Annotated in this window: 22 protein-coding genes; 14 read left to right on the plus strand and 8 right to left on the minus strand. The window is 43.7% G+C overall.

Going from position 1 to position 19,676, the window contains the following annotated elements; translation table 11 throughout:
* Positions 1 to 2: 2 nt before the first annotated feature.
* Both ACTRWI_RS19050 and ACTRWI_RS19055 read right to left on the minus strand, forming a co-directional pair.
* On the minus strand, positions 3 to 1,352 hold the full coding sequence (locus ACTRWI_RS19050) for a sensor histidine kinase (protein ID WP_499133347.1): 1,350 nt from the start codon (positions 1,350 to 1,352) through the stop codon (positions 3 to 5).
* Positions 1,345 to 2,034, minus strand: coding sequence for a response regulator transcription factor (locus ACTRWI_RS19055; protein WP_499133348.1), 690 nt, complete (start codon positions 2,032 to 2,034; stop codon positions 1,345 to 1,347). Before ACTRWI_RS19055 ends, ACTRWI_RS19050 begins: the two co-directional genes overlap by 8 nt.
* 704 nt (positions 2,035 to 2,738) lie before the next feature.
* Between ACTRWI_RS19055 and ACTRWI_RS19060 the strand changes: the two genes are divergently transcribed.
* The 10 genes from ACTRWI_RS19060 (at position 2,739) to ACTRWI_RS19105 (ending at position 10,201) form a co-directional block, all read left to right on the plus strand.
* Positions 2,739 to 2,939: a hypothetical protein gene (locus ACTRWI_RS19060; protein WP_499133349.1), complete on the plus strand. Its 201-nt coding sequence runs from the start codon at positions 2,739 to 2,741 to the stop codon at positions 2,937 to 2,939.
* 123 nt (positions 2,940 to 3,062) lie between these two features.
* A complete protein-coding gene (locus tag ACTRWI_RS19065) occupies positions 3,063 to 3,569 on the plus strand; it encodes a hypothetical protein (RefSeq protein ID WP_499133350.1) in 507 nt (168 codons plus the stop codon).
* Between the two features lie 39 nt (positions 3,570 to 3,608).
* Positions 3,609 to 5,006 (plus strand): putative bifunctional diguanylate cyclase/phosphodiesterase, encoded by a 1,398-nt coding sequence (locus tag ACTRWI_RS19070; RefSeq protein WP_499133351.1) that lies wholly within the window; start codon positions 3,609 to 3,611, stop codon positions 5,004 to 5,006.
* Positions 5,007 to 5,273: 267 nt separating this feature from the next.
* On the plus strand, positions 5,274 to 5,567 hold the full coding sequence (locus tag ACTRWI_RS19075) for a hypothetical protein (RefSeq protein WP_499133352.1): 294 nt from the start codon (positions 5,274 to 5,276) through the stop codon (positions 5,565 to 5,567).
* Between the two features lie 232 nt (positions 5,568 to 5,799).
* On the plus strand, positions 5,800 to 6,171 hold the full coding sequence (locus ACTRWI_RS19080) for a GntR family transcriptional regulator (RefSeq protein WP_004740059.1): 372 nt from the start codon (positions 5,800 to 5,802) through the stop codon (positions 6,169 to 6,171).
* On the plus strand, positions 6,168 to 7,022 hold the full coding sequence (locus ACTRWI_RS19085) for an ABC transporter ATP-binding protein (protein ID WP_499133353.1): 855 nt from the start codon (positions 6,168 to 6,170) through the stop codon (positions 7,020 to 7,022). The genes ACTRWI_RS19080 and ACTRWI_RS19085 overlap by 4 nt, the downstream gene beginning before the upstream one ends.
* Entirely contained in the window at positions 7,022 to 7,876 is an 855-nt protein-coding gene (locus tag ACTRWI_RS19090) for a hypothetical protein (RefSeq protein WP_499133354.1), read from the plus strand. Before ACTRWI_RS19085 ends, ACTRWI_RS19090 begins: the two co-directional genes overlap by 1 nt.
* Before the next feature lie 901 nt (positions 7,877 to 8,777).
* The gene (locus ACTRWI_RS19095; protein ID WP_216604878.1) at positions 8,778 to 9,080 is read left to right on the plus strand and encodes a putative quinol monooxygenase; all 303 of its coding nucleotides are present in this window, start codon (positions 8,778 to 8,780) and stop codon (positions 9,078 to 9,080) included.
* Positions 9,077 to 9,625, plus strand: a complete 549-nt coding sequence (locus ACTRWI_RS19100) for a nucleotidyltransferase family protein (protein ID WP_499133355.1) — start codon at positions 9,077 to 9,079, stop codon at positions 9,623 to 9,625. The genes ACTRWI_RS19095 and ACTRWI_RS19100 overlap by 4 nt, the downstream gene beginning before the upstream one ends.
* 150 nt (positions 9,626 to 9,775) lie before the next feature.
* Positions 9,776 to 10,201, plus strand: coding sequence for a bifunctional diaminohydroxyphosphoribosylaminopyrimidine deaminase/5-amino-6-(5-phosphoribosylamino)uracil reductase RibD (locus ACTRWI_RS19105; RefSeq protein ID WP_004740054.1), 426 nt, complete (start codon positions 9,776 to 9,778; stop codon positions 10,199 to 10,201).
* A 75-nt stretch (positions 10,202 to 10,276) separates the two neighbouring features.
* On the opposite strand, the gene ACTRWI_RS19110 is transcribed toward ACTRWI_RS19105, so the two are convergent.
* Positions 10,277 to 10,729, minus strand: coding sequence for an NUDIX hydrolase (locus ACTRWI_RS19110; RefSeq protein WP_499133356.1), 453 nt, complete (start codon positions 10,727 to 10,729; stop codon positions 10,277 to 10,279).
* 280 nt (positions 10,730 to 11,009) lie between these two features.
* Here ACTRWI_RS19110 and ACTRWI_RS19115 point away from each other — a divergent pair, with 280 nt between their 5' ends.
* The 3 genes from ACTRWI_RS19115 (at position 11,010) to ACTRWI_RS19125 (ending at position 14,438) form a co-directional block, all read left to right on the plus strand.
* Entirely contained in the window at positions 11,010 to 12,722 is a 1,713-nt protein-coding gene (locus tag ACTRWI_RS19115) for an RluA family pseudouridine synthase (RefSeq protein ID WP_499133357.1), read from the plus strand.
* Positions 12,723 to 13,074: 352 nt separating this feature from the next.
* Positions 13,075 to 13,299 (plus strand): hypothetical protein, encoded by a 225-nt coding sequence (locus tag ACTRWI_RS19120; protein WP_499133358.1) that lies wholly within the window; start codon positions 13,075 to 13,077, stop codon positions 13,297 to 13,299.
* Positions 13,300 to 13,424: 125 nt separating this feature from the next.
* Positions 13,425 to 14,438, plus strand: a complete 1,014-nt coding sequence (locus tag ACTRWI_RS19125; protein ID WP_499133359.1) for an alpha/beta hydrolase family protein — start codon at positions 13,425 to 13,427, stop codon at positions 14,436 to 14,438.
* A gap of 20 nt (positions 14,439 to 14,458) precedes the next feature.
* Here ACTRWI_RS19125 and ACTRWI_RS19130 read toward each other — a convergent pair whose 3' ends face one another.
* From ACTRWI_RS19130 to ACTRWI_RS19140, 3 genes are all read right to left on the minus strand, one after another.
* Complete coding sequence (locus tag ACTRWI_RS19130; protein ID WP_499133360.1) at positions 14,459 to 15,502, minus strand: helix-turn-helix domain-containing protein; 1,044 nt, start codon at positions 15,500 to 15,502, stop codon at positions 14,459 to 14,461.
* A 107-nt stretch (positions 15,503 to 15,609) separates the two neighbouring features.
* On the minus strand, positions 15,610 to 15,720 hold the full coding sequence (locus tag ACTRWI_RS19135) for a hypothetical protein (protein ID WP_499133365.1): 111 nt from the start codon (positions 15,718 to 15,720) through the stop codon (positions 15,610 to 15,612).
* Positions 15,708 to 16,565 carry a GlxA family transcriptional regulator gene (locus ACTRWI_RS19140; protein ID WP_499133361.1) on the minus strand — a complete coding sequence of 286 codons (858 nt, stop codon included), beginning with the start codon at positions 16,563 to 16,565 and terminating at the stop codon, positions 15,708 to 15,710. Before ACTRWI_RS19140 ends, ACTRWI_RS19135 begins: the two co-directional genes overlap by 13 nt.
* Positions 16,566 to 16,655: 90 nt before the next feature.
* Here ACTRWI_RS19140 and ACTRWI_RS19145 point away from each other — a divergent pair, with 90 nt between their 5' ends.
* On the plus strand, positions 16,656 to 17,216 hold the full coding sequence (locus tag ACTRWI_RS19145; RefSeq protein WP_499133362.1) for a cysteine hydrolase family protein: 561 nt from the start codon (positions 16,656 to 16,658) through the stop codon (positions 17,214 to 17,216).
* A 120-nt stretch (positions 17,217 to 17,336) separates the two neighbouring features.
* Here the strand turns inward: ACTRWI_RS19145 and ACTRWI_RS19150 are convergent, their stop codons facing one another.
* Both ACTRWI_RS19150 and ACTRWI_RS19155 read right to left on the minus strand, forming a co-directional pair.
* Positions 17,337 to 18,695: a Na+/H+ antiporter NhaC family protein gene (locus ACTRWI_RS19150; RefSeq protein WP_499133363.1), complete on the minus strand. Its 1,359-nt coding sequence runs from the start codon at positions 18,693 to 18,695 to the stop codon at positions 17,337 to 17,339.
* 255 nt (positions 18,696 to 18,950) lie between these two features.
* Positions 18,951 to 19,220 (minus strand): hypothetical protein, encoded by a 270-nt coding sequence (locus tag ACTRWI_RS19155; protein ID WP_499133364.1) that lies wholly within the window; start codon positions 19,218 to 19,220, stop codon positions 18,951 to 18,953.
* Between the last annotated feature and the right edge of the window lie 456 nt (positions 19,221 to 19,676).

Raw genomic sequence — 19,676 nt, forward strand, 5'->3', positions numbered from 1 at the left:
GGTTAATCCGCCTTAGAAATTACAATCGTAAATTTAGCCCCACCATGACTGCTACCATCGATCTTGATACTCCAACCTAACTTCTTAGCCGCAGAGTTTGCAATAGCAAGCCCCAATCCAAAACCGCCGGTTGAAGCGCTTCTGCTCGAGTCTAAGCGAGAAAATGGAACAAAGACTTCATCACGACGCTCCTCAGGAATACCAAGCCCATTGTCCTCAACGACCACTAGCCAGCTTTCCGAGTTTTCATCTAAAGTCAGCCAAACCTGGTCTTTAGTATAGTTGCCAGCATTCTTGAGGATATTATCAAACACCAAACGAGCCATGGAGCAGTCACACTTTATCGTACTGTCTTGATTCACCTTTGACTCAAAGGTCACATTGTCCAACTCGGAATAACGAATTCGATCTAAACAATATTCAAGTAAACTCGCTCTTTCTTTCACCAACTCGAAGAAGGAGTTGTCAATAACATTCAGCTTCGAGAGCATAATGATCTCTGATGTGAGCTCGTTAATCTCATCCACATAGCTATCGATATCATCGAAAAGAGCTTGATGCTGCTCAGGCGCTCCTCGCCTCAGTATATCAGTCGCTAACTGTATTCGGCTCAACGGAGTTCGAACTTCATGAGGAATTGCTTGAGCAAATATATGGCTCTCTTTCACCTTTCTTTCTATCTCTTCAGCCATGCAATTAAAACTGCTAGCCAATTCCGAAACAGGATGAATATCTTCAGTCTCAAAACGCGTACTAAGTTTACCTTTACCAAACTGTTTCTGCTTCTCAACTAACGACTCAATTCTCTCTTGAAAGCCTCTAACCGGTAAGTAAATACTTGCTCCAATCACAATGATGACCGCAAGCAGAAGTCCAATTAAAAAGTGTCGCTCTGAATCCTCATACCATTCAATTTCAGGCGAAAAAAAATCCCCGACTTCATAGAATGCAAAGCTATACTTGGAATTCGGGAGTTGGTACACGGCCGCGTACAAATTGTTTTCGCTGAGATAAATAGGCACACCATTTAAGATGGTATGTAACTCGCATCGTTGACAAGGGGCTCTTCCCGACCAATTGTCTAACAGCCGTAAATTGAAAATAAAAAACTGTTGATGACCTGTTCTATCGAGTTGCTTGTAGAGCGAATCTTCTTTGTCTCGTTGTTGGATATACTGCTCGACAAAGTACAACCCATCATTGAGAAAAGTCTCAATCTCTGTTTTTCTCATATGTCCTTCACCAAAGTGTAGAAACAAAAAGATTGTCGTCGACATCCCTGTAACAATACCAAGGTAGAGCCGAGCAAAAATAGAAACAGAGCGAAGCTTCTCTTTAATAAATTTAAGCAACCAGCATATACCCCTTATTACGTACCGTGCGTATAAACTGTTTGTCTTTTGCGTGAACACGCAGCTTTCGGCGTAAACCAGATACTCGCATATCAATCGAACGATCGTTAAACGCATAATCTATTCCTCGGAATAGCTGGCAACATTGGTCCCGGGTAACGACTTGGCAGACATTCTTAACGAGAAGATTCAAAATCTCAAACTCTGCGGATGTGAGATTCAAGTTTTGTCCGTATAAAGTGGCACTTTGGGCTGCGCTATTAATGGCGATCTCACACTGTTTCTCTGACACCGTTTTCGCCGTTGTTGTAACCGGCGTTGCACGTCTCAGCAGAGCTTCGATTCGAGCCAACAATGCATGCCCTCGTATCGGCTTAGCCACATAATCATCAGCACCGAACTTAAATAAGCTTACTTCACTCATTTCATCTGCAGAAGCAGTCAACACTAGGATTAATCCATTGTAAAACTCACGAGCCTCCCGGCAAATTTGTGCGCCACTCATACCTGGTAACATAAGGTCCAACAACACCAAATCAGGTTCAATACTTCGGATAGCTTCAAGTGCCAAGTTTCCCTCATGAACGACGCTCACTTCATACCCTTCCGCTTCTAGGTAGAGTGTGGTTAAACGAGCGATCTCTTGATCATCTTCGACAATGAGTACTTTGGTTTTCGACATATCTATCACCAGTATTTATTAAAAGCGTGGGCAGTATATATACTGTTCATATATCATCAATATTGTTATTAAAGTCAAGACTTTACCGTACGCAAAACATAATAATCATATTTGTACATCTACGTTTACAAAATCAGACATCAAATCGCCTGCAAGCCTCGATTTACATAGGATCCGCAAACTGACACCGATTGCATTTGATGTCGTATCTCATCCTAATCACTTACACTTGCTTTATTTTCTTACCCACACTTACATTAAAATTGTTTACAAAAAACAATCAAATCAACCATCTTTTAATCAGTCACACCGCAGTTTATAAAACCAAGGAGTAGACTCCATTTAGATAAAAAAACCAGAAAGTTCGGCTGACCACGAAAGGAAACTGATCACCTGTTTCACTCATCAGCACTTTCCTTTTCTGCTCCCCCATTCCTTCCTATAAAGTCATTACCACTTCAAGTAACATTCACTACATCAATAGCTCGTTTTGTAGTCTGTCATTTAATCACTCCTTAGAGGGCCCCTCTTAAAATGAATAAACCGCTTTCACTGTTTGGCTGCGTCTGCTTTATTTTCAGCACCATTACTTGCTGATAGCGATAAGCAAGAAACGATAAAAAAGATTCAATCTCAGGTGAGTTCTTGGATTGATATTCAGGTCGCTCCGCAAAACAGCATTATTCAAAAAATGGTCTTTGACTGTGAATTTTATAGCGCAACTCCTATTCGAAGCTATCGAAACGGTCTATCCAAATCATTCTATGTTTGATGGGAACTTCCCTAAGGAAATCATAAAGAAGCCAAATGGATGGCATTTTATTGATGGTGAAATCTTCGATGATAAAAAAGGTTATATCATCGAAACAACTCCGGAAGGGAAAGTGACCAAGATCATCCGCTAATTAAACCTATAAACACACCTTTCTCACTAATACGGAGAGGGTTTGATTTGTATTAATAAGTCACCGAAGTAGGCCTGCTTGCTCGGTGGCATCCAACTAAAACTTCCTCACGTGGAGTCCAGCATGATGACAAGTTATCAATCATTCGAGTACCTAAAGTGTCCTATTTGGATATATGACATCGATAACAAAAGAATCACATGGGCAAACCAGAGTGCTCTTCCTTTGTGGGAGGCGGAATCTTTGTTTGAACTGACATCACGCGACTTTAGTGTCGAGATGTCAAAGGCAATAGAGGCGACTCTCGAAGAGTATCAAAGACAATTTCTACGTGGTGAAAGCATCAAAACATGGTGGAACTTCGCCCCCAAATACATAGCCAAACGCGCACTATGCCAGTTTTCTGGTATCCCTTTACCTGATGCTCGAACGGGCATGTTAGTTCAAGTTGTTGCCGAAGAAGGCAGTCTTAAGCAGGAGCTCGCTTTCTCAGGCGGAGCGAACCTTTCTCTACTATTTGACCGTTCAGGTAAGATAGTAAGCACTAACTCTGCGTTTAATCAAAACTATGGCTCACCGTTTACCACCCTCTCCGATTTTCTTTCCAGCGAAGAAACTGCAGCCCATTAGCTATTTTCAGCACGAACGGGCCAGGAGATCCTAGAAGAAGTGAGCTGTACCATAGGTGACAAAACCCATCACTTTGACGTTCAGGGTAAGTGGCTGTTCGACAAGAGTGAGCTACTGTTAGACCTAACCTGTACTACCAAGCAAAAAGAAAAGCTGATAAAAGCCAGGTACAACGCGGAGCACGATTGCTTAACAGAGCTTCATAACCGCAGAGGGATCACCAACTTACTACAAACCAGTATTGCCTACCGCTCCCCTTTTGAGTTGATGTTTGTTGACCTCGATGGCTTTAAGCTCGTCAATGACACCTATGGGCATAGCGTGGGAGACCAACTGCTAAAACAAGTCGGTGAGCGCCTAAAACAGTTAGTTGATGAAACCTGCATGATTGGTCGCTTTGGTGGCGATGAGTTCATCGTGATTGCTCACGCCTGTCGAAATCAAAACATTCCTCTGCTTTGCACACGCATTATTGATGCATTAAACCGAAGTTTTCACATCAGTGGAATTGGTACTCTGTCTGTGGGTTGCAGCATCGGTACTGCAAACTTTCCAGATAACGCCGTAGACCAAGAGTCATTACTAAAACAAGCGGGCATGGCAATGCACATGGCAAAAGCCAACGGACGTAACCGCTTCCAAACTTTCACACCTAGTTTAGCTCGTGAGCTTCATCGGAAAGTAGAAATTCGCCATCGCTTAGCTCACGCTCTAGAGAATGAAGCTCTTGAACTGCACTACCAACCGATCATGAATATCAGCAGTGATAAAGTGAAAGGATTTGAAGCACTGCTACGCTGGTCAGATACAGATTTAGGGGACATTAGACCTGACGAGTTTATCGCTCTAGCAGAAGAAACAGGTCAGATTGTCCCGCTTGGAAAGTGGGTGCTCAACTCCGCGCTTAAGCAGCTATCTATTTGGCACCGAGAATTTGATAACCAACTAATGATGAGTATCAACATCTCGAGTATTCAAATGCATGCAACCTTTGCAGACCAACTATCTGCAATGCTCAAATTCTATAATATCCAACCTCAGAGCATCGCCCTTGAGCTCACTGAGTCATCCATGATTTTCAAACATGGCGAAGTTAGACAAGCATTATGCGACATTGCTAAGTTGGGTGTGGAGTTGCATCTAGATGATTTTGGTACTGGTTACTCTTCTCTATCTATGTTGCATGACCTACCTATTAGTACTGTCAAGCTCGATAAGAGTTTTGTGCACGGGTCACACAAAGGCAGCAAAGCCATTGTTCAAGCAACCCAAGCTATCTGTGACAAATTAGGGCTAAAAGTAGTCGCGGAAGGTGTTGAGACAGAAACACAGAAGGACTTTTTAGTCGACTGTGGTTACCAATATCTGCAGGGGTTCTTGTTTAGTAAACCAATCCCTTCAAATGAAGTCGAAAGTAAGTTTTTATTCCTTCGATAAGTCAGTGTTATTCACTTGAGATGGCGAATGAACAATAGTGGCGAGTATAGGCTCAAGCATCGTGTATTTGGCCTAAAAAGCTGCTGAACATGTCGAGCTATTAACACTCAGCAGGAGTAGACTTCTCATTCATAAAATCTCTCCTTCGTCTCAATATTTCAGTTAGTTACCAGTTCTTTATATCAATTCTTGTTCAGCTCAAATGTGACCTTTTAGCGACTCATATTTGAGCTTAGATATTTTGTAGACTGCTTTAGTCCATACAAAATGAGAAAGAGAATCATAAAAAAGAACCACTTAATCTTACCTGCCTTCGCTATCGTTACAACTTTCTTACCATTGTCTGCACTCGCAGGTGACCGCGACAACTCTATTGAGGTCGGTGTGACATTTATTCGGAATCAAGAACTGGCAACCTTTGGCTATAGCAAAGCCCTATCGAATAATATTATTGTAGGGGGTGGCTTTTCATTCGGTACGGAAGCGGTAGATTTGGACGAGCCAAACTCACAAGATGCATGGAGCTTATGTTCAAGCATCGCATCGCCATATTCAAGATGATCGCAGAAAAGATGATGATGATTATTGGCAAATACTTGGTAAACCAGACCAATTTTTTGTCATTAATGTGCAACATATGAACTCAACACCACAGTACGGAGTGCTATATAGTAACGTTGTTTTTACTGAACATCCGACCATAAAAATATTCTATTAATTTTTATAAAAGTCTTGCCAATACGAATAAAAAGGTTAGTGTTATACACATGTATATCACCATGCAGTTTTAATTATGACCGAATGGAAAGACGACCAACCGATCTTTAGGCAGCTTGCTACTAAGATCAGCGACCAGATTCTGCAAGGTATTTGGCTAGAGCAACAGGCCCTGCCCTCTGTGCGCGCTGTTGCTGCTGATCTTAAAATCAACCACCTTACCGTCATGAAAAGCTACCAGTTACTGGTTGATGAAGGCTTGGTTGAAAAGAAGCGAGGCCAAGGTATGTATGTAGCCGAAGGTGCACTTCAAAAACTGAAAGAGTCCGCACACCAAACTTTCATCAACACACAGATCCCAGCCATCGCTGAGACGCTAGGCATCATTGATATGAGTGTCGAAGAACTCGTGAAACAGCTAGAACAACATATAAAGGACAAGTCATGAGTACTTTACTTTCCGCGAAAAACGTCACTAAAACTTATTCAAATCAAGTGGGTGTAGAGAACATCAGCTTCGAACTAAAACCTGGACAGGTGCTTGGCTTGCTTGGTCATAATGGCGCTGGTAAATCGACTCTCATCAAGTCACTGCTTGGTGGGCATAACTATCAGGGTGAAATTGAAGTTAACGGCTACCACCCAATCCACCAGCATGCAGAGCTCATGCAGCACCTATCTTACATCTCTGATGTGAATGTGCTCCCTGAATGGATGACAATCAAACAACTACTTCGTTACACCGAAGGCGTACACCCGAGTTTCAACCGACAAAAAGCCGAGCAAACTCTGAGTAGCACGAACATTAAACTCTCTTCCACGATCAAACAGCTCTCTAAGGGGATGAAAGTACAAGTTCACCTTGCGATCATCATCGCAACTAACACTCAGGTGCTCATCTTGGATGAGCCAACACTTGGCCTAGATTTGATTTACCGAGACACCTTCTACCGCCACCTTTTGGAATGGTTCCACGATGGGGAGCGTGCGATGATCATTGCTAGCCATGAGGTTTCTGAGATCGAACATCTACTGACAGATGTACTTATTCTCAAACAAGGACGCTGCGTGCTGCAGAAAAGTATGGAAGCGATCGAGAGTGATTACTTCATTATCGAAGTTGCTAACAACCACTCAAGCGACATTCAAAAACTGAAACCACTCACTTCACAACCGGGGCTAGGAACGACTAAATGGTTATTGGAAGGTCAGTACAAACCACAAGTTGAATCACTAGGTAACATCTACAACGTTGGTCTTGCCGACCTATTCCTTGCAACACAGACGGAGAAGGCATAATGCACCCAAGTTTTTACATGCTAGAAAAAGAACTTATCGAGCACAAAATCAATACTCGATTACCTCTATTCGTTGCGTTGTGTGGTTTGTTACTGTTCGTGAGTCTGTTCTTTAATGGCGCGGCACAGCATGAGTTTTTCTTCCAGATGGAAGTTAACGGCGATGTGAGCGACATCCATAGAGAATTTGCACAAGACCTTAACTCAGTGATCTACTTTGGCGCGGGCTTAATTTCACTGCTGCTTTCAACGCTGTATATCCCAAAAACACTGCGTAAAGAGCGCCAAGAAGGCAGCTCAATGTTTTGGAGAAGCATGCCGGTATCGAATGCTCTGACTCACGGTGTGAAGCTAGGCTTTGGTTTAGTGGTGATACCCGCTATCTGCGCCCTATTAGTTCTATTTGCCGATGTTCTATTCTGGATTCTAAACGTATCTAGCGAACAACAACTGGCGCTATTAGTAGAACAGCAATCACTATTTTATGTGATCACCAATTGGTTGGTATTCTTTGCTCGAATGCTGCTAGTTGCCTTGGTGCTATTACCGTTAGCGACAATGACACTGGCGATCTCGCAGCTGGTTAATTCGCCATTGCTTGTGATCTTTGTTTCAAGCTTTGCAATCAAATGGCTGGCTATCGCACTGTTCGGTTTCTATGGCATCAATGACTTCTTTTCTGTTATCGCTTCACTACCGATGAAAGTACTTACGGCAAGTAACCCGTTCAGTGCACTCTCTGACGTCTCTGTCTTATCTTTGAGTATTTACGTCTTGCTTGGTATTGGTGGCTATCTACTGAGCCTTAAGTTAAACAGAACGGACGATGTAAGCCTAAAGACACTGTTCCAATAACAGGTTACAAAGCCTATCGCGTGATGCGTAAATAATGAAATCAAAGCTTCTGAGAAATCAGGAGCTTTTTTATTGCCCGTAGTTTCTGTTTGGAGCTTGGGTGTGGAATCGTTGTAATAAGTAGAGAGTATGCTAGGTAACAGATTAACTGTGTAAGAGGTTTGCTTTGAGAGGTATTAATGAGCTGACATTAAATTGCATTGTTATCAATGCCTGCCAGCTCTTTGAGGGATGGTTTCTTAGCTACCGACCAGATGAAGGTCATTGAGAGTGCTATCGAAATCGGTTTGTTTCATTTTGTAGCCATTGATGGCTGTGCTTGAAAGCCTTTCAGCTTTGTAAGTTTTTAGCTTTATTATTTGATATGTACAGCTTATTTCTTTGAAGCTTCTTTCGAAGTGTCTTTCCAGTATTGGATACGAATGCGATGAAGCTGTGCTCTTCTCATTTTTTTCATAAGGTATTTTTCCTTTTCATTTAGCTGCTCTTCATGAGCTTTTTATTGCCAACCATTCGAATCTAACGGTGTTTGATGGCCAGATCAATGATACAAATCACAAAATATAAAGAGTTCTAAGTACCATTTACATCAAAATATGACCTAGATATCAACTGTGGCTCAATTTAATCCAACAAGCCGTTCTACCTATTAAAGGTTAGATCTCTCAGATGACAAACTCATTTCAGTATCAATACACTTCTATGATACCCATTTAATAGACCGGAACATCGAGGATTTAGTTCCCAAATTATTATACCCTCATCAACTAAGGTTACACCGTAACCATAACTAGGGAGAGTTGAGTCTATTTTTTATTTACATTGGTCTATACGACACATAATCAAAATGGGATTATGTTGATGAGAGGCAACACGATTAACAAAGGATAGGCAGACTTAAATGGACACAACAATCAGTAAAGTGATTTTACAAGGGCATATTGTCGTACCAGACGATGATCTAGAAACAGTTATACAAGCACTGACCATTCATAAGGAGCTCACGTTGGCTGAGCCGGGCTGTATTGTATTTCGTGTTAGCCAAAGCTCACTGCAGCCAAACCGCTTTGAAGTATATGAAGAGTTCACTAACCGTGAAGCGTTTGAGGCCCACCAAAATAGAGTCAAAACCTCTGACTGGGGCAAGATAACTAAGAACGTGACACGCCATTATCAAGTGACCGATGTGACCACACCATCATGACCCAAGCATTGACCAACCAAATCGCAGCCTTGATCGAACAAGATCCGCTGCGAACCAAAATCTTAGAATGCGTGGCTCAATTAGCTCTACCACAATGCTATGTCGCTGCAGGCTTCGTAAGGAATCTAGTTTGGGATCACTTGCATGGCTTTGATAGCCCCACGCCGCTCAACGATATTGATGTGATCTACTTTGATCGCGGTGATTATGATTACCAATCGGACATAGATTACGAAGCTCAGCTGAAACAGCGGCTACCTGAACTCAACTGGCAAGTTCGTAATCAAGCCAACATGCATACTCGAAACCAAGATAAACCTTATCAAAGTACGCTAGATGCAATGAGTTACTGGCCTGAGAAAGAAACCGCTATCGCAGTAAAGAAAAACTGCCATGGACGTATCGAGTGTATATCGGCTTTTGGTTTAGAGAGCTTGTTCAATTTGAAAATAACGCCAAACCCGAACCGCGGTCGGGACGTATTTGATCAACGAGTCCAATCTAAAAACTGGCTAACTCATTGGCCACAGTTAACCATTGGCTAAAGTTAACTATCACTGACAGCTAACTATCGAACAGCTTCAAAGCTAAAATCATTGACTAATAACCCAATCAGATCGAACATGCCTAACTTATTAGCTAAACCGCACGCGGTAACAAACGATTTCTTCTTCTCGTCATACTGAGTAACAACCATGAACCAACAATACATGCTGCAAGCACTTGAAGCTTCGCGCCAAGCCCTACCCGACTGTCAACCAAATCCTCCAGTGGGGTGTGTATTGGTGAAGAGCGATAAAGTAGTGTCTGTTGGTTACACACAAAAGGTTGGTGGGAACCACGCTGAAGTCGAGGCACTGAATCACTATGATGGCGATATGGAAGGCGTAACAGCTTACGTGACATTGGAGCCGTGCTCTTTTGTCGGTAGGACACCAGCTTGTGCTAACACTCTGGTTGAAGCCGGTGTAAAACACGTTGTGGTTGCTATGCTCGATCCAGATCCTCGCAACAACGGCCGCGGTGTAGCAATACTGGAGTCGCATGGTGTGAAAGTTGACATGGGGTTATGCCAAGCACAAGCAAGTGCCTTTTTAACCCCATATCTTGGTAAGTCTTAGGCTCAGCATCTGTGGCATTTAGCTATTGCGCTAGGCTTATTGAGGACTCGTTACTCAACATCCAGTAAACCAAGACTAGCCCACATCTACTCTATAAAGTGGGTTAGCTGGCGTATCAACAAAGTATGCCCAGATATGATCATAAACCGCATGTTGGTTAGGGAATGGCGCTAGCGCTTTCGCTTCCTCTAAACTGCACCATCGATACTCAATGTGTTCATGGTTTAATTCTACCGCTTGGTTTGGCGGGCAAAGCACAGCAAAGATCGGGATAAGTTGAATAACATTAACGTTCGCCTCGTAGAACTGCTCCAAAAACTGAGCGTTATACAATTCTTTCGCTTCGATTTTAGTTTCTTCTTCAAATTCGCGTACGATTGCCTGCCAACCAGTTTCATCCGCTTCAATCGAGCCAGCAACATGGCACCAATAGCCGCCCTTGACGCGTTTCATTAATAGCATTTTCGTTTGTCCGTCGATCTCAGAAAGAGCGACACCAGCCACAATCGAAGTATTGAGTGGAATCATAACGTTACCTTATTTTGAACACGAAGCGAGCAAGCCTAGCACTCTTCCATTAGTAAGTAGTCCTCGATGATGAAAAACGAGAGACCAATCATTAATTTGAATTCATCCCCTGAGCACTCCAACCTTATGCGAGCAATCAAGTTTACTGTATAACCACGGTGCGATTTCTTATTTGAGGCGCTTTTAGATAAAGAGTAGAATCGCCTGCCTTATACTGTATTTGAGCTCTCAAAGCACAGTAGACTCGTAGCCATTTATCACCATCAAGTAAGACGACTATATGCACTCATCAAAACCAACGCACGACTCAGAGAACAGCCATACACCTGAGCACTGCTTCACTCGCTTTCAACAGCCGATCGAGTCATATTCGTTGCCTGAGCGTTTCACCTTTCCGTTCTACTATGAACCGCATCCATTATGTGAAATTGCGTCTCACCAGCTTCAACAATATCTAGAAACCCAAACCGATTGGCAGCACGACTTCGGGCTGGATTCTGACGAAGGTCGCGGCAAGATGTTTGGTGTATTACTAGTAAGAAGCCCTGAAGGTGAACTTGGTTACTTCTCTGCATTCTCAGGGAAAATCGCCGATCAAAACCTACTGCCGCACTTTGTTCCACCGGTATTCGACATGCTGAGCAGTGACAGCTTTTTCCGTCAAGAAACCGCAGATATGATGGCGGTAAACGCCGAATTTAAAGCTCTGCAGGTTAACGCTCAATACCTTGAGTTGTGCGAACAATTAGCACAGCAAAAAGCGCAGGCAGAGCAAGAAATCGAAGCTCAACGCTTGTTGATCATTGAAGGTCGTAAAATTCGCAAAGAGCAACGAGAGCAAGGTAAAGAGAATCTTGATGAGCAAGCTTTTGAGCAACTAAACCAAGAGCTCAGCAAAGCCAGCGTTGCAGATAAAAACCAACAGAAATACCTGAAGCTTAATTGGGAACAAACCCTAAACGAGCTACAAAGCAAGGTAGATGTATTTACGGCTCAATTGGCTGAATTAAAAGAGCGAAGAGCGCACCTTTCTCATCAGATTCAACACAAGTTGTTTTCACAATACGCTTTCCAAAATGCGGAAGGCAATGTCGAAGACCTTAACCAGATCTTTGAAAACACGCCAAATAAAATACCACCGGCAGGCTCTGGTGAATGTGCTGCGCCTAAATTGCTACAATACGCGTACTTGAACGGTTACACACCATTGGCATTAGCTGAATTTTGGTGGGGCCGCTCTCCAAAATCGGAGATCCGCAAACACAAGAAATACTACGCTTCTTGTCAAAGCAAATGTGTACCAATACTTGGCCATATGATGAAAGGCCTTGAAGTGGATCCAAACCCGTTGTTAGAAAATCCGGCAGAAGGCAAAGAGCTCGATATTCTTTTTCAAGATGAGCATATCGTTGTAGTACATAAGCCAGCAGGGTTCCTTTCTGTACCAGGCAAGACCATCAAAGATTCTGCCTACACTCGCGTTCAGGAAATGCATCCCGATGTGGAAGGACCATTCGTGATACACCGCTTGGACATGGCGACCTCTGGCATTCTAATATTCGCCCTGACTCGACGCGCCAACAAAAGCCTACAGAAGCAGTTCATTACTCGTGAAGTCGAGAAGCGATACGTCGCGATGATTGAAGGCGTTCTGGCCGAAGATGAGGGTTATGTTCGATTACCTCTGCGTGGTGACCTGTACGATCGTCCTCGTCAAATTGTCTGCTACGAACACGGCAAACCTGCAGAAACTAAATGGGAAGTAATTGAACGCAATCAAGAGACCACCAAAGTTTATCTGCACCCTAAAACAGGACGCACACACCAGTTACGCGTTCACTGTTCACATGATGAAGGGCTGCATATGCCTATCGTCGGTGATGGTCTGTATGGCAACAAAGCTGACCGTCTTCACCTACATGCAGAAAGACTTGCCTTGCACCACCCAATTACCAAGGAGTGGATGGAATTCCAATTCGATGCGGAGTTCTAAAAACTCCCATCAATAACGAATCTTAATGAAAGGAGTCACACCATTTGTGGCTCCTCTTCTTCCACTTCCCGCATTTTCGCCCTCGTTTTTCCTACCTCTTTCGGATATATCTCACGCTTATTGCACTACATCAAGGTTCACTTCATTTTGAGGTGTAGGATGCCCCTCTTCACCTTTCCTTGAGGCCTTTGATATATCATCAGCTGCTTTGAATCTACATTCCAATGCACAAACATCTTCTTTGGTTACTGCGCAAACATCAGCAAACGTAAAGCCAATCACAACGAAAAACCGGATCTGAATTCGGCAATGCTGAACCTCATCGAAGAAGTTAAAAATGAACTCCCGCTCTATGAGTCAGAGACATTCATTTGTGGACCAAAAGGGAAACTGTTCAGGTTGCTCTAAGAAATTGCTAGAGATGGTCGACACAGAATTGATGTACTGGGAGCAGAGCATCTCAATGGGACAAGGGCCAAACTTCGAAGAGCTGCGTCTCTTCGGTAAACTATGCAGCAGCTTAAGACGTGGCTTAGAAAGAAACGGCTTGGTAGAGAAGCGTCCTAGAGCAAGGTAACTAGAACCAAGTCACTAGCTTAGGTACTAAAACACGATTTAGGGCGTCCTCGATCGTGTTTGAGGTCGCGTGATACCAAGTCTTAGCGCATATTAGCTCCACTTACCCCAGTTGGAGTCAACACAATGAAACGGACACATTTACTGTTCACATCCCTACTTTTCCTTTGCAGTTCAGCCATCGCTTCCGGTGTCGGATTCACTCAAGTCACCTTAACTGACAACCCTAATCGCCCGCTAAATACTGTCATTTGGTATCCCACATCTGATAAATCAGACACAACCTTGATTGGCGATAACCCCGCCTTCATCGGTACACAAGTCATCAAAGATGCAGACATTCAATCAGGCACTTTTCCAGTAATACTGCTATCACATGGCTACCGAGGAAACTGGCGCAATCAAAACTGGTTAGCGACCAAACTTGCGAGTAAAGGCTACATCGTGGCGGCCACTGATCACCCGGGTACCACCTCTTTCGACCAGTCCCCACAACAAGCAGCAAAGTGGTGGGAAAGGCCACGAGATGTATCGCGTACTCTGGACTACTTGTTATCCGAAACCTCGTGGAAGCAATCTGCCAATGCTGAAAATGTTACAGCAATCGGACATTCATTGGGTGGCTGGACAGTAATGCAATTGGCGGGAGCTAAGATGGATAAGCAAACCTTTGAGGCGAATTGTCTCATATACCCTAATCCACGAACTTGTGGGCTTGCTGAAGAGCTAGGGCTAGACAAAGTCCAAGCTGCAGAGCTAAACAACAAAGACCTTTCAGATCCAAGAGTTCAACGTGTGGTCAGCCTTGATTTAGGACTTGCTCGAAGCTTTTCAATCGTCAGCTTAAATGACATTAAAGTGCCAACCTTGATACTGGCTGCAGGGATCGATATAGGAGATCTCCCTCAAGCATTAGAGTCTGGCTATATTTCCGAACATGTACCGCTAAACTCTAGACTCTACAAAGTCTATGAAAACGCCACCCATTTCAGCTTCATTCAAGGCTGTAAACCCGGAGCTATAGCCGTGCTGAATGAAGAGATGCCAGGCGATGGCATTATTTGTAAAGATGGCATTGGTACATCACGCGACCAGTTACACCAATTGTTCTTCAATGACATCGCTAGCTTTCTGAATTGATAAACCAAAAGCAAGCACACTCAATCTAACACTTGTGGCGAACTTCGAAACTCACTCGGAGTTTGCCCAGTTATCCTTGAAAACTCCCGATTAAAATTCGATTTGGTCTGAAAGCCTGAACTGAGATAGATCTCAGTTATCGCTTCATCAGTTTGCTTCAAGCGATTCTTAGCGTGTTCTATTCGATAGGCGTTAATCACCTTCGAAATGTTCTGTTGGTGAATTTGATTAACCGCAGACGATATCTTGCGAGCAGGAATGCCCAGCTTTCGTGCCAAGCGATTAAGAGACAGGTCAGGATCCTTGAATACTTGGTGATCTCTCATTAATGCATCGAACTTAGCCATGATCTGAGCAGTTTCTTCAGCTTGGTCTTTGTCTAAGCTGCTCGCCTCTTCTGGCGAGCGTTGTGACATGGGAAATAAAGCTTGCTGATTTTTTTCTTCGGCAGGCGTGCTCATACTGACCACCATCACGGCGGAAACAACGGCTGGAATAAGGACAAGGTAGCTAATCGATAAGATCAGATTGGTGTGCTGCGCATCCAACAGCAAGATGTCGAAAGAAAGTGCACTATCAACCAAAGCCGAGAATAGCAGCATTGCACCTGCAACTCGTTCAGCAACCAACACTTTCGGTACATCGGTCAGCCGCACTTGTTCCGGCACTCGTAGCGACGACTTCAGCAGCAAGCTACCATATCCGAGATAGAGCAAGATCAGCAATACATCAAGAGTTCCAGTCCAGAGGTACACATAGAAAAGTGAACCAACTAAAACAGCAATCGGGCCTAGCCAATGCAAATGTGTACTAGATTGACTTCGATGAGCTCCTGCAAAGCATAACCAAGCCGCCACAGGAACACAGGCACCTAGAATGGGTTGTAAGAAACGGAACAACGTAATATCAAACGTCCACCGAAGCCCCACTACCGTCACCATCAACGCGCAGAGAATGATAAACCAAAATGGCTTTTGATTGGTTTGTGGGTAACGGCATCGAAGCAGCACACCTGCCATTAATAACAACAGCACCGCGACAAATGGTAAAGGAATGGCAAGCATCAACAGTCCATTTAAGTTCGAGAAAAGATCACTTCCCCTTCAAGCACTTCATGAGCGAAGTAACTGAGCGAACCAGTGATACATATTGATCATCAATCTATAGTAAATCATTCCTCTGACAAAAATCTAGAGCGAAACCTTGATGGTGTTAAACCAATGATTTTCATAAAGACTTTTCGGAAGCTATTGACGTCTTCATACCCAACTAAGTAGCTGATTTGTTTACTGGTTTATGGGAACTTTCCAGTAGCTCACACGCGCTTTGAACACGCACATGTTGAATATAGTTAATCGGAGTCAAGGTCGTCGCTTTAGTAAATTGTCGAATAAAGGTTCTTCGCGTCATGAAGGCTTCCTCCGCCAATTGATTAAGTGTCAAAGGAAGGTGGTGATTCTTTTGAATAAAGCGCTGCACAGAGACAATCTTGTCATTCCCGTGAGCGTAGCTAGGCACAAAACTTTGGTAGTAGCGCTGCTCTCTCAACCCCGTATCCAACACCAGATACTTACCCAAATTACGCGTATTGGTTGGCGTCGTGTATTTAGTCAGGATAAACAGAACCAAATCCATCCACGACATCAAACCACCAGCAGTAATGATGTCATCGTCATCGATCAGGATTTTGTCTATATCCACTTCGATTCCAGTATGTAACTCCGAAAACAATTGTTGAGCTTGCCAGTGCGTGGTGACGGTTCGCCCTTCCAGTAATCCGGTTTGAGCAAGAATGAACACGCCAGCGCACGCTGAGCACAATATTGAACCCTTTTGATGAGACTTAATCAGATAATCCGTTAGCCTATCATCACGCTCTAGGTAGTAACTGCCATCTAAGTTTGGCGGCAATAAAATGATATCGGCTTTAGATTCTTCATTTGAGTTAGCCGATGAAACCGATAAGTCATCATAAGGCCTAATCTCAACCTGGAACCGAACCGTTTCACTTTCAGAATCAAGGCTATTCGCCATCTGAAGAAATTCTTTTATTCCAAACACAGCGCTCTGCAGAGAACCTGGGTAATCGATAATTTCGACCTTTACTGATTTTGTCACTATTGCCATATAGTCTGTCATTTTTGACGTGCGTTAAAAAACACAGAGTAGTCATAATAGCCCGACACCACAAGACATTAACAAACAAAGGTATGGATTATGAGCAATACTGCATTACTACTTATTGATTTCCAAAACGACTACTTCCCTTCATACGAAGGTGCAAAATGGGCACTCTCTGAAACAGAGAAAGCAGCAAAAAAAGGTGCACAGATATTATCAGCTTTCAGAGACAAGCAACTTCCTGTGGTTCATGTACGTCATGAGTTTCCGACGGATGATGCTCCGTTCTTCTTGCCAGAATCAGATGGTGCTCAAATTCACAGCAGCGTGACTCCGCTAGAAGGTGAGCCAGTCATCGTAAAGCATCAAATCAATAGCTTTAGAGACACAGAACTGGACAAAGTATTGAAAGAGCAAAGTGTTGAAAGATTGATCATTGTTGGCGCGATGAGCCACATGTGTATTGATGCAGTGACCCGCGCAGCAACTGACTTAGACTATGAATGTCACGTTGCCCATGATGCTTGCACAACCTTAGATATGGAGTTTAACGGTGTTAAAGTACCAGCAGCACATGTCCACGCCGCATTCATGGCAGCACTTAGCTTTGGTTATAGCAACGTTGCAACAGCAAACGAGCTAGAGAAACTGCTTTAATCAAGATCCGCCTAAGTGGGAAGCACTCAGATTCATGATTGCCACCTAAACTGACGGTCTTCATATTAAGAGCAAAAAAGGCGCCGATTAAGGCGCCTTTTTACTAGAAGAGAGCTTTCATTATGCCGCTGCAGTTTGGCGAGTAGGGTGTTTGATGAATACCGCAATCACTGCCACGATAGCCAATGCGAAACAGTAGTATGAGTTAGAAATGATCTCTAACGGCGATAGGTTAAATACCGAACCTAATAACAGCACCTGCGCACCATAAGGCAAAACACCTTGAATCACACAAGAGAAGATATCCAATAAGCTCGCCGAGCGACGTGGAGATACATCGTTCTCTTCTGCTAATTGACGAGCAACACTACCAGAGACAATGATCGCTACTGTGTTATTTGCCGTGCACATGTTCACCATAGATACCAAACCAACAATACCCAACTCACTTGCGCGGCCATTCGCTTGCTTAGAGTGTGAAGATCCAAACGCACGAATCATGCTACTTACCAGGTTCGTCAAGAAAGCTAGACCACCTTGGCGACGCATCAACTCACTCAAACCACCGATTAGCATCGACAGTAAGAAAATTTCCTGCATGTTGCCAAAGCCAGCATAGATATCTTGCCCGTAATCCGTTAAACCGTAGTTCTCCAGAGAACCTAAGCTAACGCCACCCGCCAGTAAGATACCGATGGTTAGCACAACAAACACGTTCATACCTGATACAGCAAGGATCAAGATAGTGATGTAAGGCAGTACTTTCAGCCACTCAATAGGACCCGTTTCAGGCACTTGAGTCGCAGTGCTGTTAAAAGCGAAGATAACAATCGCGATCAGTGCAGCAGGAAGTGCGATACGGATGTTCTCTTTAAACTTATCTCTCATCTCACAGCCTTGCGAGCGCGTTGCAGCAATCGTGGTATCAGAGATAATAGAAAGGTTGTCACCAAACATCGCGCCACTTAAAACAACGCCTGCTGTCAGTGGAATGCTCATACCTGCAGAATCAGCAATGCCTAGTGCAACAGGAGCTACCGCGGCGATGGTGCCCATCGAAGTACCCATTGCTGTTGCGATGAAAGCAGAAATTAGGAAGATACCCGGTAGGATCATGCTCGTCGGGATTGCCGACAAACCAAGGTTTACCGTCGCATCCACACCACCAGAAGCCTTAGCAACCGACGCAAAAGCACCTGCCAATAGGTAGATCATACACATTGCAATAATGTCTTTGTGACCTACTCCACTCAAGAACTGTTCGATAGCACGGTTCAATTTATCTTTGCTCAACAGCAGCGCCAACATCACAGCAGGTAGAGCCGCAATCGGAGCTGGAAGCTGATAGAAAGCAAAATCGACGCCTTGCAACGACAAGTAGGTACCTACGCCAATAAACAGCGCTAGGAACACGATCAGAGGGATAAGCGCCACTGCCGAAGGAGCAATAACCGCATTAGAATTTTTTGAATTGGACATGGAACGACAACACTATAGAACAGGAAGGAGAGCAGACTAATGTCACACTTAGGACTTGTCAACATCTAGACGTCTAAACGCCCAATACAATGCAAAGCAATAAGAACTCTATTGAATATCACATAATAGAAAAGGCTATTTACTCACCAGTAAATAGCCTTTCGAGAAACAATCATCTATGCGTAAAGCAGAGATTTGAGAGCGGCTTTCTTAATCAATAGAGCTTATAAATAACCTAGCGCTTTTGTGAGAAAGTCACTTGGTACTCTCCGATGCCATCATAAGCAACGGTTGTTGCTCTTCAAAGTCAAGTTCAACCACACCACAGTAAGACCCTATAATGATCGCCTCGCCCGCTTCAAAACTGACTCCACGCTTAGTCATGATATCGATCAACCAGTAAACGGGATTTTGAGCTAATGCTTTAGGGTGGGTCCCAGAAAGTGCCTGTACTTTTCCAGCTTGAGTTATAGCCACTTCGACCTTGGCAGCAGCAAACGCTTTATCTCTATATCTCAGGACCAAGAAACAAGCCTTGGTTTGCCAAGCAATCGGCTAAAACCTCGTAAAACTCCGCGCCACTGTCATAAGCAAAGCGAGATTGAATTAACTCAAGTGCCATATGGCAAGATCCAATGGCATCATTGATTTATGCTTCGCTGTAGCCATTTGAGTTTGCAGGTAAAGGCTTAGCCAGTACAAAAGCGATTTCTGGCTCTACTCGGGCTACCTCTTTGCCTGACACTGAATCTGTATCTACTAACAATTCACAAACTTCACCTTGCTGCACGTTGTCAGCGAAAATAGGCGCTACGATAAATTTGTTTTATGTGATAGGTTGCAAACACTCCCAGCCCCCCACTCTAAGGCAAGATCATTATAAATTTGAACCTTTCCTAATTTAACGGATCATATCTGGTAACTATTATCCATCTAGAGCTTTTTCCATGTCTGATTCGTTTCTAGAGCATTTCGAAAACA

The sequence above is a fragment of the Pseudoalteromonas sp. G5_S1_14_S5 genome (assembly GCF_054968605.1).

What these genes read in the sequence shown, in the direction of transcription:
- ACTRWI_RS19055 (WP_499133348.1), bottom strand. Translation starts at nt 2,034, where the DNA reads ATGTCGAAAACCAAAGTACTCATTGTCGAAGATGATCAAGAGATCGCT.
- ACTRWI_RS19065 (WP_499133350.1), top strand. Translation starts at nt 3,063, where the DNA reads ATGATGACAAGTTATCAATCATTCGAGTACCTAAAGTGTCCTATTTGG.
- ACTRWI_RS19075 (WP_499133352.1), top strand. Translation starts at nt 5,274, where the DNA reads ATGAGAAAGAGAATCATAAAAAAGAACCACTTAATCTTACCTGCCTTC.
- ACTRWI_RS19080 (WP_004740059.1), top strand. Translation starts at nt 5,800, where the DNA reads ATGACCGAATGGAAAGACGACCAACCGATCTTTAGGCAGCTTGCTACT.
- ACTRWI_RS19085 (WP_499133353.1), top strand. Translation starts at nt 6,168, where the DNA reads ATGAGTACTTTACTTTCCGCGAAAAACGTCACTAAAACTTATTCAAAT.
- ACTRWI_RS19090 (WP_499133354.1), top strand. Translation starts at nt 7,022, where the DNA reads ATGCACCCAAGTTTTTACATGCTAGAAAAAGAACTTATCGAGCACAAA.
- ACTRWI_RS19095 (WP_216604878.1), top strand. Translation starts at nt 8,778, where the DNA reads ATGGACACAACAATCAGTAAAGTGATTTTACAAGGGCATATTGTCGTA.
- ACTRWI_RS19100 (WP_499133355.1), top strand. Translation starts at nt 9,077, where the DNA reads ATGACCCAAGCATTGACCAACCAAATCGCAGCCTTGATCGAACAAGAT.
- ACTRWI_RS19105 (WP_004740054.1), top strand. Translation starts at nt 9,776, where the DNA reads ATGAACCAACAATACATGCTGCAAGCACTTGAAGCTTCGCGCCAAGCC.
- ACTRWI_RS19110 (WP_499133356.1), bottom strand. Translation starts at nt 10,729, where the DNA reads ATGATTCCACTCAATACTTCGATTGTGGCTGGTGTCGCTCTTTCTGAG.
- ACTRWI_RS19115 (WP_499133357.1), top strand. Translation starts at nt 11,010, where the DNA reads ATGCACTCATCAAAACCAACGCACGACTCAGAGAACAGCCATACACCT.
- ACTRWI_RS19120 (WP_499133358.1), top strand. Translation starts at nt 13,075, where the DNA reads ATGAGTCAGAGACATTCATTTGTGGACCAAAAGGGAAACTGTTCAGGT.
- ACTRWI_RS19125 (WP_499133359.1), top strand. Translation starts at nt 13,425, where the DNA reads ATGAAACGGACACATTTACTGTTCACATCCCTACTTTTCCTTTGCAGT.
- ACTRWI_RS19130 (WP_499133360.1), bottom strand. Translation starts at nt 15,502, where the DNA reads ATGCTTGCCATTCCTTTACCATTTGTCGCGGTGCTGTTGTTATTAATG.
- ACTRWI_RS19140 (WP_499133361.1), bottom strand. Translation starts at nt 16,565, where the DNA reads ATGGCAATAGTGACAAAATCAGTAAAGGTCGAAATTATCGATTACCCA.
- ACTRWI_RS19145 (WP_499133362.1), top strand. Translation starts at nt 16,656, where the DNA reads ATGAGCAATACTGCATTACTACTTATTGATTTCCAAAACGACTACTTC.
- ACTRWI_RS19150 (WP_499133363.1), bottom strand. Translation starts at nt 18,695, where the DNA reads ATGTCCAATTCAAAAAATTCTAATGCGGTTATTGCTCCTTCGGCAGTG.